The sequence below is a fragment of the Streptomyces sp. Tu 3180 genome (genome assembly GCF_009852415.1).
Lineage (GTDB): Bacteria > Actinomycetota > Actinomycetes > Streptomycetales > Streptomycetaceae > Streptomyces.
The window spans coordinates 1,017,165-1,030,265 of sequence record NZ_WOXS01000002.1; the positions used below are offsets into that span (position 1 = coordinate 1,017,165).

Sequence of the window (13,101 nt, forward strand, 5' to 3'; positions counted from 1 at the left end):
TACTCCACCGACGCGCCGCAGGCCCCGCGGCCGTCACCGCGAAACGCCCCCGCACGCCGATGGACGGGGGAGGTCACGCCCTCCTGGGCATGATTGACGGATCATCAGCCGGCCGGTACCACTGACGCACCGCTCGGCTCCGCAGGGCCCCTCGCGCCCGCCCGTCCCAGGAGGCTGCATTGCGACCATCCACCCCCGTACCCGGCCGTGCGTCCGGACCCCGGCGCATCCGTGGCACCGTCCGCGCCCTGGCCGCGGTGGCAGTGACCCTGCCCCTGCTGGGCGCGGCCCCCTCCCCGCCCCCGCCGGACACCGACCGGCTCCAGCAGGCGTTCGCCGTCGCGGCCGCCGAGTACGGCGTGCCGCAGAGCGTGCTGCTGGGCGTCTCCTACCTGCAGTCCCGCTGGGACGCGCACGGCGGCGCCCCGAGCGTGACCGGCGGCTACGGCCCCATGCACCTCACGGACGCCCGGACGGCGCTCGCCGCGGCCGAGCACCACGGCGAGGGCACGGAGGACCCCCGCGGTGACGACGCCCGCCCGCCGCTGCGCCCGGAGGCCCGGCCCCCGCGCACCGACGCCCTCCCGGCGCGTCTGACGACGCTGCCGAGGGCGGCCCGGCTGACCGGACTGAGCCCCGAGCGGCTGCGCGAGGACCCGGCCGCGAACGTGGCGGGCGGAGCCGCGCTGCTGGCGGACGCCCAGCGCCGGCTGGGGCAGCCGGCGAGCGGGGACCCGGCGGACTGGTACGGGGCGGTGGCCCGCTTCTCCGGCGCGGACGACACCGCGTCGGCGGCGGCGTACGCCGACGACGTGTACGAGGTGATCCGCGCCGGCGGGGAGCGGATCACGGACGCGGGGCAGCGGGTCGTCCTCGCCGCCCGTCCGGGCCTGGCGCCCGACACCTCGGCGCCGGCCCTCACCGGCCTGCGCACCGCCTCCGCCGCCGGGACGGAGTGTCCGCCGACGGTGTCGTGCGAGTGGGTCCCGGCGCCGTACGAGGAGTTCGGGGACGGCGACTACGGCAACCACGACCTGGGGAACCGGCCGGTCTCGCAGCCGATCCGGTACATCGTCGTCCACGACACGGAGGGCGCCTGGGAGGGCGTCCTCGACATGGTGCAGGACCCCACCTACGTGTCCTGGCAGTACAGCCTGCGCTCCACGGACGGGCACATCGCCCAGCACGTGAAGGCGAAGGACGTGGCCTGGCACGCGGGCAACTGGTACGTCAACGCCGGGTCGATCGGCCTGGAGCACGAGGGCTTCCTGGCGGAGCCCGACGCCTGGTACACCGAGGCGATGTACCGCTCCTCGGCCCGGCTGGTGAGGTACCTCGCCGAGAAGTACGACATCCCCCTGGACCGGCAGCACGTCCTCGGTCACGACACCGTGCCCGGGCCGACCTCGGGAACCATCCCCGGGATGCACACCGACCCCGGCCCCTACTGGGACTGGGCGCACTACTTCGAGCTGCTGGGCCGCCCCTTCGAGGCCACGGCCGGCCGGCACGCCGGCATGGTGACGATCCGGCCCGACTACGCCGCCAACCGTCCGGTCTTCACGGGCTGCGAGAACGCGGGCGAGCCGTGCGCGACGCACGGCTCGAGCGCGGTGCGGCTGTACTCCGACCACGACGATAACTCTCCCCTGATCAGGGACGTCGGCCTCGGTTCCGCTCCGACCACCGGGGTGAACGACCTGTCGTCGCGCGCCTCCACGGGCCAGCAGTACGCGGTCGCCGACCGCTGGGGCGAGTGGACCGCCATCTGGTACCTGGGCCAGAAGGCGTGGTTCAGGAACCCGGTGAAGCAGCCCACCGCGGTGCCCGCGTCGGGCCTGGTCGTGACCCCGCGGAAGGGCCTCGACTCCGTGCCCGTGTACGGACGCGCCTACCCGGAGAAGGAGGCGTACCCGGAGGGGGTGCCCGCGCAGTCCGTGTCGCCGCTGCCGTACACGCTGCCGAAGGGCCAGAGGTACGTGACCGGGGGCAGGGTGCCCGGCGAGTACTACTACGCGGTGACCTTCGACGAGTCCTCGCACCGGGTGGTGACCGGCGAGGACCTGTACTACGAGATCCAGTTCGGGCACCGGGTCGGCTTCGTGCGGGCGGCGGACGTGACGGTGAGGCCGGCGTAGCGCCACGGTGGCGGCCGGGGGGACGGGTTCGGGAGCGCACCGGCCCGGCCCCTCGTTGGAGGGCGGCGGGGTCCGAAGGTGCGGTCCACCGGGCGACGAGGGCCGCGACACGGCGAAGGGCGCCTGCCGGACGGGGACGTCCGGCAGGCGCCCTTGCCGTACGGGGCGGGGTCAGCCCTGCTGGAACAGTTCCGCGGGCAGCGGCTTGAGGAGGGCGTACAGGTCGTCGGTGATCGGGCGGTCCCAGGCGGCGATGGTGACCAGGACGTTGTCGCTGCGGTCGAACTGCACGCAGGAGATCCGGCCCTCGGAGAGCTTGACGCGGCGCACGATCAGCAGGTTGTCGCCCTGCATCACCGGCACGTCCTCGGTGCCGACGACGGTGACCTCCTCCTCGTTCTCCAGCGCCAGCAGCAGCTGCCCGACCTCGAAGGGGACCTCGCCCTCGGGGACGTCCCGGGCCGGGGAGCCCTCCGGGAGGTTACCGATGATCATCGCGGGGCCGCGGCCGCCGAACAGGTCGTAACGCAGGAAGACGCCCTGGCAACTGCCGTCGGGGGCGGGCAGCAGCCCGGCACCCAGGTTGCCGGGCCAGTCGCCCGGGTCCATGGCCAGTACGTCGAAGTCGGGCCCGGCGGGAGTGGCACTGCGGCGGCGGAGGAACGACATGCCGCCATGGTACGTGCCCGGCCCCCCGAACGGGCGGACAGGCGGGCGGGCGGCACCCGCCGCCGCTACGCGGTCCGCCGGTGCCGCTCGTGGTGGCGGGCCACCCGGGCCCGGTTGCCGCAGGACGGCCTGCACCACTCCTGACGCGGGTGTTCCTTCAGGAAGTACCGCACGCAGCGCGGCGCGTGGCAGGCGCGCAGCCGCCGGCGGTCGGGACCCGCGAGGAAACCGATCGCCGCCTGCGCCAGGACGGCGGTCAGGTCGTCCTCCCCCCTGGCGGGACGCCGGTGCGCGACCGGCCCGGCGTCCTCGGTCCACCGCAGGACCGGCACGGTGGGGGTGCGGGCGGCCGCCTCGTTCAGGCGCCGCAGGGCCTCGGGCACGGGCAGCAGCCGGGCCGCGTCCGCGTGGCTCGGCTCGTCCGGGCGCACGGCGCGGGCGAGGAGGGCACGGACGGCGGCGCGCAGCTCACGGGCGGCGGTGAGGTCGTCGGCGCCGGCCGTGAAGCGGTCCGCGCCGGGCAACGCGTCCGGGTGGGCGCGCACCCAGGCGGTGAGGCCGGCGGGGCCGGCCAGGTCGTCGGCGAGCCCGCCGGCGCCGTCGTGCCGGACGGTCAGGGCGAGGTCCAGGGTGAGCCGGGCGTCCCTGCTGATCGAATCCCGCATGGGCCGATGATAGGCGGGCCGGGATCCGTCGGGCCGGTGGCAGCCGTCCCGTCCGGCCGGGAGGCGGGCCCTCGGCGGCGCGCGGTGCCCCTGCTCATGGGGGTGCCCCACGCGGGCGAGGTCGAGAGCCCGGGGAGCGCGTGCACGCGGGGCGGAGGGCCGCCGCGTGCCGGACGCGCGGGGCGTCCGGCACGGGGTCTACTCCTCCGGCGGGGCCGGCGGGACCACCGCGACCGGGCTCTCCGCGTGCAGCAGGACGGCCTGGGTGACGGAGCCCATCATGCGCGCCGGTGCCAGCAGACGGCGGCGGTGCCGTCCCACGACGAGCAGCGCCGCGTCCCGGGAGGCCGCGACCAGGTGACCGGCCGCGTCGCCGGGCAGCACCTGCGTCTCGGCGGTGACCTCGGGATGCCGTTCGCGGTGCGGGGCGAGGAAGCCGTCGGCGAGGACGCGCGTCTCGTGCTCGACGGCGTCCTGGTCGATCCCCGGCGCGGGCATCTCCCCGGGCAGCATCCAGGTCTGCAGGGGCCACGGGTAGGCGGCGACGATCCGGAGCCGGGCGCCGCGCAGGGCGGCCTCGGCGAAGGCGAAGGCGAGCGTGGCCTCGTCGGGACTGTCGGCGTTCAGGCCGGTCACCACGAGCCGGCCAGGCTCGGCCCGCGGCTCGCCGTCGGCCCCGCGCCCGGGCCGGGGCACCACGACGACGGGGCATTCGGCGTCGCGGGCCGCGGCCAGGGAGTTCGAGCCGAGCAGCAGGCTGGCGAAGCCGCCGCGGCCCCGGGAGCCGAGCACCAGCAGCCGGGCCGTGGTCCCCAGTTCGGGCAGCACGCCGCCGGGCGCGCCCACCAGCGCCGCGTACTCGACGGCCGGGAGCCCGGTGTGCCCCTCCAGGTGGGCGCGGACCTGGTCGAGGACCGGGTCGTCGTCCGGGTCCGGCGGACCGGCGGCCAGGACCTCGGGCTGCACCCAGGGGGCGTACTGGCGCACGTGCACGACCCGCAGCGGGGCCTCGTGCCGACGGGCGGCGTCGAGGGCCCACTGGAGGGCGCGCAGGCTGTCGTCCGAACCGTCGACCGCCGCGACGACCGGCTGGGTGCTCATGTCTCCTCGCCTCCGGTGTACGACCTCCGCCTTCCCGGACCAGCCTGACTCAGGCGGGGACCGGGGAAGGCGCTTCTGATCGCGTGTCCGGAAAAACGCGGGGAACACGTCCGGGGAGGTGGCGGCTTCGGCGGGGCGGCCGGCGGGGGGCTCCCGCGGGCCGGGATCACGTCAGGTCGAACTCCCCCTCCCGGGCTCCGGACACGAACGCGCCCCACTCGGCGGGAGTGAAGATCAGCGAAGGGCTCTCCGGGCGGCCACTGTTGCGCATGGCGATGAAGCCCTCCACGAAGGCGATCTGGACATCGCCCATTCCACGGCTGCTGGACTGCCACTGCGCGTTGCTGAGGTCCAGGTCCGGCTTGTCCCAGCCCGTCAGCGGGCGCTGCTGGGTGGTGCTCTCGGCCACGTCCGTGCTCCTCCCGATTCCGTCGTCCGCGGCCAGCCTAGCGATCGGCCCCTGCCCCCGACAGGCCGCGCGGGAAGTCCCTTTCCGCGGCGGCGCCCATCGGACCCGGAGGTGCGTTGAACCCGGAGGTCCGCGCGGACGTACTGGTGTGGACGGGCCCGCCCACCGGGCCCGGTTCGCCATGCCATCGCAGGACCGCACGGAAGGACCTCCGGGTGTCGCTCTTCACTCGCTCCCGTCGATCGCCGGACGCCACCGAGGACGGAGCGGACGGGGACGGGGACGGCGCCGCGCCCGCGGGCACCACCGGGGCCGCGGCGGCCTCCGGAGCCACGCCGGCCGCCGGCGCCGCACCGGCCGCCGGCGCCGAGCCGGCCACCGAGGCAGAGCCGGCCGCCGCGCGCCCGGGCCGGTTCGGCCGGTGGCTCCTCCCGCCCCGTGCGGCGCGCGGCGTCACGGTCGGGACGACCGTCCTCGCCGGGGCACTGGTGCTGTTCGCGCTCCTCGTGCCGAACCGCCTGGAACGGCTCTCGCCCGACGCCTTCCTCCGCCTCCCCGCCGAGGGGATCCTGCTCGCGACCCTGCTGCTCGCGCTGCCGCCGAGGCCGCGGCGGATCACGGCGGCGGTCTCCGGCGTCCTGCTCGGCCTGCTCACCGTCCTGAAGCTCGTGGACATGGGCTTCCACCAGGTGCTGGCCCGGCCCTTCGACCTGGTGCTCGACTGGATCCTGCTCGACGACGCGGCGGACTTCGTCCGGGAGTCGTTCGGCCGGGGCGGGCAGGTGCTCGCCGTGGCCGGGGTGATCGTCCTGTTCGTCTCCCTGCTGGTGCTCATGACGCTGGCGACGGTGCGGCTGACCGACCTGATGGTCCGGCACCGCCCCGTCGCCGTCCGGACCACGCTGGTGCTGGGCGTCGCGTGGATCACCTGCGTCACCCTGGGCGTGCGGGTCGCCGGTGTCCCGGTCGCCACCAAGGGCACCGCGGAGATGCTGGGCAACCGCGTGGAGCAGGTGCGCGCGGGCCTGCGCGACGCGCGGGTCTTCGAGGAACAGGCCGCCGTCGACGCCTTCGCCCGGACGCCGCCCGACCGGCTGCTCACCGGACTGCGCGGCAAGGACGTCCTGTTCACCTTCATCGAGAGCTACGGCCGGGTGGCGATCGACGACCCGGCGATGGCGGGGCCGGTCGGCGAGGTCCTCACGGAGGGCACCGGCCGGCTGAGGTCGGCCGGCTTCGCCTCACGCAGCGGCTGGCTCACCTCGCCGGTGACGGGTGCCGGCAGCTGGCTCGCCCACTCGACCTTCCTGTCCGGCCTGTGGATCAAGAACCAGCAGCGCTACCGCAGCCTGACCACCAGCGACCGGATGACCCTCACCAACTACTTCCGCAAGACCGGTGACTGGCGCACCGTCGGCATCGTGCCCGGGGTGCGCCGGGCCTGGCCGGAGGGCGAGTTCTTCGGGCTGGACCACATCTACGACTCCGAGCACCTCGGCTACCACGGCCCGTACTTCAGCTGGACCCCGGTGCCCGACCAGTTCAGCCTGGAGGCCTTCGAGCGCCTGGAGCACGGGAAGGAGGACCGTGAGCCGATCATGGCGGAGATCATCCTCGCCTCCAGCCACAACCCCTGGTCCCCCATCGCGCGCATGATCGACTGGGACGACCTCGGCGACGGCTCGGTGTTCCACGGGATCAAGAAGGAGGGCACGGACCCGAAGGAGGTCTGGAAGGACCCGGAGAAGGTGCGCACCGAGTACCGGCGGGCCATCGAGTACTCGTTGCGGAGCCTGACCGAGTGGGTCGAGCGGTACGGCGACGAGGACACGGTCCTGGTCTTCCTCGGCGACCACCAGCCGGTTCCCACCGTCACCGCCGGTGACACCCGCCGGGACGTGCCGGTCACGATCGTCGCCCGGGACGAGAAGGTGCTGGACCGGGTGGAGGGGTGGGGCTGGACCGACGGGCTCAGGCCCGCGCCCGACGCCCCGCGCTGGGGCATGGACGCCTTCCGCGACCGCTTCATGACGGCGTTCGGGCCGCAGGGCGCACCGTCCGGGGCGTCCGCGCCCGGGGACCGGCCGTGACGGGGACGCGGGGGTGACGGGGCGCGGGCGGGTCCGCCGCCGCGTCACCGCCGCCCGGAGAGGAAGTCCGTGACGCGTCCCGTGAACCACTCCGGGTCGTCCAGCCACGGGTAGTGCCCGGCGCCCGGCTGCACCGCGACCCCGGCCGCCGGGAACACGCCGGCGGCGCGGCGGGCGAGGGACGGTGCGGGGCCGCCGTCGAGTTCACCGGCGAGGACCAGCACCGGCGCCGTGAGGCGGGCCAGTGCGGCACGGGTCGCGGGAGGGTCGTAGGCGCCGGCGGAACCGTAGCGGTCGGCGGCCTCCTCGTTGGTCTGCTCCTCGTCACCGGCGGCGTGGGCGCGGGCGGTGTCGTCCCAGCGTCCGTAGAAGAACGGCAGGAAGACGGGGTCGAAGTCGCCGGTCCCCTCCAGCCAGGCCTCGAACGCCGGGAACGCCTCCGGGAACCAGGGCTCCTCCTCCCGCAGCCGGGCCGCCGCGAGCCGGTGCCCGGCCGTCGCCGGCATGCCGAGCGCCCACGGGACGGCCGTGATCAGCGCCAGCCGTCCCACGCGCCCGGGGAACCGGGCCGCGTACAGCATGGCGAGGCTCCCGCCCGCCGAATGGGCCAGCAGGTCCACGCGGTCCAGGCCCAGGTGGACGCGGAGCGCCTCGACGTCGTCGACGAGCCGGTCGCAGCGGTACGTCGCCGGGTCCGCCGGCACCGCCGACTCCCCCGTGCCGCGCAGGTCGAGCAGGATCAGCCGGCGGTGGGCGTCCAGTCCGCCCAGGTCGCCGAGGTACGCGCCGGCCCGCATGGGGCCGCCCGGCAGCACGACCAGCGGTTCCCCCGCGCCCCGCTCGTGGTACGCGAGCGGGGTTCCGTCCGGGGCGGTGAAGAGCGGCATGCCGGTGATCCTGCCGCCCCGGACGCGCCCCGCGCAACGGGTTCACCCCGGCGGGGCGGCCGGCACCGGCGCGGAAAATGTGCAGGCCCGGGTCTTGCACCGGGCCCGACGTCCTGGATTACTGATCCCGGAGGAGTCGACCGAATGATCGGTCGTCCGGAGCGGCGCGACAGGCGCGACAGGCGAGGGGAAGGTGCAGATGACGGAGGCGGACCTGCTGGACCCGGCGGAGCGGCTCGACGCGCAGGGGCTGCGGGCGCTCCAGCTCGAGCGGCTGCGGACCTCGTTGCGGCACGCGTACGACAACGTGCCGTTCTACCGCGCGTCGTTCGACGAGGCGGGCGTCCACCCGGACGACTGCCGCTCGCTCACCGACCTGGCCCGGTTCCCGTTCACCACCAAGGCGGACCTGCGGGAGCACTACCCCTACGGCATGTTCGCCGTGCCCCGCGACCGCATCCGCCGCATCCACGCCTCCAGCGGCACCACCGGACGTCCCACGGTCGTCGGCTACACCGAGGGCGACCTGTCCATGTGGGCGGACATGGTGGCCCGCTCGATCCGCGCGGCGGGCGGCCGGCCCGGGGACACGGCCCACGTGGCGTACGGCTACGGCCTGTTCACCGGCGGCCTCGGCGCCCACTACGGCGCCGAACGGCTCGGCTGCACGGTGATCCCCGCGTCCGGCGGGATGACCTCCCGCCAGGTGCGGCTGATCCAGGACCTGCGGCCCACGGTCATCATGGTCACCCCGTCCTACATGCTCACCCTGCTCGACGAGTTCGAGCGGCAGGGCGTCGATCCGCGCGGGACCTCCCTGCGCGTGGGGATCTTCGGCGCGGAGCCGTGGACGGAGCGGATGCGGCAGGAGATCGAGGAGCGGTTCGCGATCGACGCGGTCGACATATACGGGCTGTCGGAGGTGATCGGGCCGGGCGTCGCGCAGGAGTGCGTGGAGACCAAGGACGGTCTGCACATCTGGGAGGACCACTTCTTCCCGGAGGTCGTCGACCCGGTCACCGGCGAGGTCCTCCCGGAGGGCGAGCGGGGCGAGCTCGTCTTCACCTCGCTCACCAAGGAGGCGATGCCGATCGTCCGGTACCGGACGCGGGACCTGACCCGTCTGCTGCCGGGTACCGCGCGGGTGTTCCGGCGGATGGAGAAGGTCACCGGCCGCAGCGACGACATGGTGATCCTGCGCGGGGTGAACCTCTTCCCCACGCAGATCGAGGAGATCGTGCTGCGCACGCCGGGCGTCGCGCCGCACTTCCAGCTCCGGCTCACCCGGGAGGGCCGGCTGGACCGGCTCACCGTCCGAGCGGAGGCCCGGCCCGACGCGGACGCCGCGACGCGGGAGACGGCCGCGCGCTCCATCGGGGCGGCCGTGAAGGACGGCATCGGGGTGTCGGCCGAGGTGGAGATCGTCGACCCGGAGACGCTGGAGCGGTCGGTGGGCAAGATCCGGCGGATCGTGGACCTGCGCGAGCACCGGGGATAGGGCCCTTTCCCGGAGCGGCGGAGCGGCGCGGCGGCCCGGTGTCCACCGCCCGGAGGGGCGGGCTCACGTCCCGAAGCGGTCGCGCAGCTCCCGCTTGAGGATCTTCCCGCTGGCGTTGCGCGGCAGTCCGTCCGTGAACAGCACCCTCTTGGGCGCCTTGAAGCCGGAGAGCCGCTCGCGCGCGTGGGCGATCAGCTCCGCCTCGGTGACCTCGCCCCGCGGGACGACGACCGCCGTGACGGCCTCGACCCAGCGCTCGTCGGGCAGGCCGATCACGGCGGCCTCGGCCACGGCCGGGTGGGTGTAGAGCGCGTCCTCGACCTGGCGCGAGGCGACCAGGACGCCACCGGAGTTGATGACGTCCTTCACCCGGTCGACGATCGTGAAGTAGCCGTCGGCGTCCCGCACCGCGAGGTCCCCGGAGTGGAACCAGCCGCCGCGGAAGGCCTCGGCTGTCTCCTCCGGCTTGTCCCAGTAGCCCTCGCACAGCTGCGGTGAGCGGTACACGATCTCGCCCGGGGTGCCGTCGGGCACGTCCCTGCCGTCCTCGTCGACGACGCGCGCGTCCACGAACAGCACCGGCCGCCCGCAGGAGTCCATGCGCCCCCGGTGTTCGCCGGGGCCGAGGACCGTGGCCAGCGGGCCGATCTCGCTCTGCCCGAAGCAGTTGTAGAACGCCAGCGAGGGCAGCCGCTCCGTCAGCCGTTCCAGCACCGGGACCGGCATGATCGACGCCCCGTAGTACGCCTTGCGCAGCCCGCTCAGGTCCCGGGTCGCGAAGTCGGGGCGGTTCGACAGGCCGATCCACACGGTGGGCGGCGCGAACAGGCTGTCCGCCCGGCCCTGCTCGACCAGGTCGAGGAGCCGGTCCCCGTCGGGCGCGTCGAGGATGACGTTGGTCGCGCCGACCGCCAGGTAGGGGAGCAGGAAGACGTGCATCTGCGCCGAGTGGTACAGCGGGAGCGCGTGCACGGGGCGGTCGCCCGCGGCGAGGTCGAGCGCGGTGATCGCGCTCAGGTACTCGTGCACCAGGGCCCGGTGGGTCATCATCGCGCCCTTGGGCAGCGCGGTGGTGCCGGAGGTGTACAGCAACTGCACCAGGTCCTCGGAGCGCGGCTCGGGGCCGTCGTACGGGGGCGCCCCGGCCAGCCGCGCGAGCAGCGAGCCGTCGGCGTCGCGCAGCGGCAGCGTCCGCACCCCGTCCGGCAGCCGCCCGGCGAGGTCGGGGTCGGCGAGGACCAGGGCGCTGCCGGACTGGCCGACGAGGTAGGCGAGGTCGTCGCCGGTGAGGTTCTGGTTCACCGGTACGTGCACCAGGCCCGCGCGGGCGCAGGCGAGGAAGCCGATCAGGTAGGCGTCGGAGTTGTGGCCGTAGGCGCCGACCCGGTCGCCGGGGGACAGCCCCTCGGCGAGCAGGACGCTCGCCGCGCGGGAGACGGCGGTGTCGAGTGCGTCGTAGGTCCAGGTGCGGTCGCCGTACTCGACGGCGACGCGTGCGGGGGTGCGCCGGGCGCTGCGTCGCAGGACTCCGTCGACCGTACTGCCGTGTCCGGGCGTCATGACAGCCGATCCTCGGTTCACCGGCCGGGAGAGGTCAAGACACGGGTCCCGGGCCCGTACGGGGTGCCGGGGGCGGCGGCACCGACGACGCCGGGGGGTGCGGACGGGTACGACCCTCCGTCAGCGGCCCGCCGGCTTCCGCCGCTTCGCCTCTTCCGGTCTTTCCCCGTGGACGCGCACGCCCCATTGACACGTGCCGCACCTGACAGGAAAGTTTCACTCCGCAGGGCGACCCCCGAAAGATTCTTTCAGCCGCGCAGGGCCACGACACGGGAGGAACCTCATGACGGACGAAGGGGCGAGAGGCATCACGCGCCGTCGACTGGGCGGAGGTGCGCTGGCCCTGGGCGGCGCCCTCGCGTTCGCCGCCCTCCCGGCCGGCCCGGTCTCGGCGGCCGCCCCGTCGGGCGGCCGCCTCCCGACCCTGCGGCACGGATCGGCCCGGCGCGCCGGGCTGCTCTCCGGGCACCTGCGGCACCTCGTCGCCGACGCCGAGACGTTCCTCGCCCCCTCCCCCCGGCGCCCCTGGTACGCGGGTGCCGTGCTGCTGGCCGGACGCGGCGGCACCGTCGCGCTGCACGAGCCCATCGGCATGGCGGTGCGCTACCGCGCGTACGACGAGGTGACCGACACCGGTGTCGAGTTCCCGGCGGAGCAGCAGATCCCGATGGCCCGGGACACCGTCTTCGACCTGGCCTCGGTGTCGAAGCTGTTCACCTCGGTCCTCGCCGTGCAGCAGATCGAGCGGGGCGCGCTGGAGCTGGAGGCGGCCGTCGCCTCGTACCTGCCGGACTTCGGACGCGCGGGCAAGCAACACGTGACGATCCGCCAGCTGCTCACCCACACCTCCGGTTTCCGCGCCTGGATCCCGCTGTACACGGCGCCCACGTACGAGGAGAAGGTCCGGCTGGTCCTCGACGAGGCGCCGGTCAGCCCGCCCGGCACCGCGTACCTGTACTCGGACCTGAACCTGATCTCGCTCCAGCTGGTCCTGGAGCGGATCACCGGCCGCACGCTGGACACCCTCCTGCGCGACGAGATCACCGGCCCGCTCGGCATGCGCCGCACCCGCTACAACCCGCCCGCCTCCTGGCGGCCGCGCATCGCGGCCACGGAGGACGCCCGCAGGCCGTGGTCCGGTCTCGACCGGGGACTGGTGTGGGGCGAGGTGCACGACGAGAACGCCCACAGCCTGGGCGGGGTCGCGGGTCACGCGGGCGTGTTCTCCTGCGCCTGGGACCTGGCGGTGCTCGGGCGGACCCTGCTCAACGGCGGCGCGTACGGCCGGGCGCGCATCCTGCGGCCCGAGTCGGTGGAGCTGATGTTCACCGACTTCAACACCGCCTTCCCCGGGGACGAGCACGGACTCGGCTTCGAACTCCACCAGCACTGGTACATGGGCGCGATGGCCACCCCGCGCACCGCCGGCCACACCGGGTTCACCGGGACCTCGCTGGTGCTCGACCCGACGACCGACTCGTTCCTCGTCGTGCTGGGCAACTCGGTTCATCCGGTGCGCCGTTGGCGGTCCGGCTCCGCTCCCCGGGTGGCCACGGCGAACCGTCTCGCCCGTGCGGTCCCGGTCCGGCCGGTGCGGGGAGGCACGGCGTGGTTCTCCGGGATGGCGGGCTCGGCGACGGCGACCCTCGCGCTGCCCGCGCTGGACACGTCGTCCGGCGGCGCGCGGCTGCGCTGCGCCCTGTGGTGGGACACCGAGCCCCGCGCCGACGTCCTCGCGCTGGAGGCCAGCGCGGACGGCGGCACGACCTGGCAGGCGGTGCCGTTCACCACGCGGCGCCGGGACGGGGAGCCGGAGCGGCACCCGGAGGGCACGGCCACCGGCTGGTCGGGCCGCGTCTGGCACGGGCTCACCGCGGCCCTGCCCGCCGCACCGGACCTCACGCTGCGCTGGCGGTACACGACGGACCAGCTGTACGTCGGGCGCGGCGCCTACGTCGACGCGGTGCGGGTCGAGACGGCGGCGGGCGGCGTGCTCTTCGACGAGGCCCGGCCGGCGGACGCGGAACGCGTCCGGGCGGCGGGGTGGAGCCGGTCGGCCGACTGAGGGGGCGCCCGTCCGCGTC

General features: G+C 74.9%; 10 protein-coding genes. 4 read left to right on the top strand and 6 right to left on the bottom strand.

Annotation, left to right across the window (positions count from 1 at the left end; all coding sequences use genetic code 11):
• The first annotated feature begins 179 nt into the window (after nucleotides 1-179).
• Nucleotides 180-2,138, top strand: coding sequence for an N-acetylmuramoyl-L-alanine amidase (locus tag GL259_RS05485; protein ID WP_166461429.1), 1,959 nt, complete (start codon nucleotides 180-182; stop codon nucleotides 2,136-2,138).
• 171 nt (nucleotides 2,139-2,309) lie between these two features.
• Here the strand turns inward: GL259_RS05485 and GL259_RS05490 are convergent, their stop codons facing one another.
• From GL259_RS05490 to GL259_RS05505, 4 genes are all read right to left on the bottom strand, one after another.
• A complete protein-coding gene (locus tag GL259_RS05490) occupies nucleotides 2,310-2,807 on the bottom strand; it encodes a hypothetical protein (RefSeq protein WP_159529704.1) in 498 nt (165 codons plus the stop codon).
• A 65-nt stretch (nucleotides 2,808-2,872) separates the two neighbouring features.
• Nucleotides 2,873-3,472, bottom strand: coding sequence for an ABATE domain-containing protein (locus tag GL259_RS05495; RefSeq protein WP_159529706.1), 600 nt, complete (start codon nucleotides 3,470-3,472; stop codon nucleotides 2,873-2,875).
• A 198-nt stretch (nucleotides 3,473-3,670) separates the two neighbouring features.
• On the bottom strand, nucleotides 3,671-4,573 hold the full coding sequence (locus GL259_RS05500; RefSeq protein WP_159529708.1) for a universal stress protein: 903 nt from the start codon (nucleotides 4,571-4,573) through the stop codon (nucleotides 3,671-3,673).
• Between the two features lie 166 nt (nucleotides 4,574-4,739).
• Complete coding sequence (locus GL259_RS05505; protein WP_159529710.1) at nucleotides 4,740-4,982, bottom strand: DUF397 domain-containing protein; 243 nt, start codon at nucleotides 4,980-4,982, stop codon at nucleotides 4,740-4,742.
• 215 nt (nucleotides 4,983-5,197) lie between these two features.
• Between GL259_RS05505 and GL259_RS05510 the strand changes: the two genes are divergently transcribed.
• The gene (locus tag GL259_RS05510) at nucleotides 5,198-7,072 is read left to right on the top strand and encodes a sulfatase (RefSeq protein WP_159529712.1); all 1,875 of its coding nucleotides are present in this window, start codon (nucleotides 5,198-5,200) and stop codon (nucleotides 7,070-7,072) included.
• A gap of 44 nt (nucleotides 7,073-7,116) precedes the next feature.
• Here GL259_RS05510 and GL259_RS05515 read toward each other — a convergent pair whose 3' ends face one another.
• The gene (locus tag GL259_RS05515; protein WP_159529714.1) at nucleotides 7,117-7,959 is read right to left on the bottom strand and encodes an alpha/beta hydrolase; all 843 of its coding nucleotides are present in this window, start codon (nucleotides 7,957-7,959) and stop codon (nucleotides 7,117-7,119) included.
• A gap of 199 nt (nucleotides 7,960-8,158) precedes the next feature.
• Between GL259_RS05515 and paaK the strand changes: the two genes are divergently transcribed.
• A complete protein-coding gene (gene paaK, locus GL259_RS05520; RefSeq protein ID WP_159529716.1) occupies nucleotides 8,159-9,457 on the top strand; it encodes a phenylacetate--CoA ligase PaaK in 1,299 nt (432 codons plus the stop codon).
• 63 nt (nucleotides 9,458-9,520) lie between these two features.
• Here paaK and GL259_RS05525 read toward each other — a convergent pair whose 3' ends face one another.
• On the bottom strand, nucleotides 9,521-11,017 hold the full coding sequence (locus GL259_RS05525) for an acyl-CoA synthetase (protein ID WP_159529718.1): 1,497 nt from the start codon (nucleotides 11,015-11,017) through the stop codon (nucleotides 9,521-9,523).
• A gap of 283 nt (nucleotides 11,018-11,300) precedes the next feature.
• Between GL259_RS05525 and GL259_RS05530 the strand changes: the two genes are divergently transcribed.
• Nucleotides 11,301-13,082 (top strand): serine hydrolase domain-containing protein, encoded by a 1,782-nt coding sequence (locus tag GL259_RS05530; protein ID WP_159529720.1) that lies wholly within the window; start codon nucleotides 11,301-11,303, stop codon nucleotides 13,080-13,082.
• Nucleotides 13,083-13,101 lie beyond the last annotated feature (19 nt).

Coding starts and splice junctions, on each gene's coding strand:
- GL259_RS05490 (WP_159529704.1), bottom strand. CDS start 2,807: ATGTCGTTCCTCCGCCGCCGCAGTGCCACTCCCGCCGGGCCCGACTTC.
- GL259_RS05495 (WP_159529706.1), bottom strand. CDS start 3,472: ATGCGGGATTCGATCAGCAGGGACGCCCGGCTCACCCTGGACCTCGCC.
- GL259_RS05500 (WP_159529708.1), bottom strand. CDS start 4,573: ATGAGCACCCAGCCGGTCGTCGCGGCGGTCGACGGTTCGGACGACAGC.
- GL259_RS05515 (WP_159529714.1), bottom strand. CDS start 7,959: ATGCCGCTCTTCACCGCCCCGGACGGAACCCCGCTCGCGTACCACGAG.
- paaK (WP_159529716.1), top strand. CDS start 8,159: ATGACGGAGGCGGACCTGCTGGACCCGGCGGAGCGGCTCGACGCGCAG.
- GL259_RS05525 (WP_159529718.1), bottom strand. CDS start 11,017: ATGACGCCCGGACACGGCAGTACGGTCGACGGAGTCCTGCGACGCAGC.
- GL259_RS05530 (WP_159529720.1), top strand. CDS start 11,301: ATGACGGACGAAGGGGCGAGAGGCATCACGCGCCGTCGACTGGGCGGA.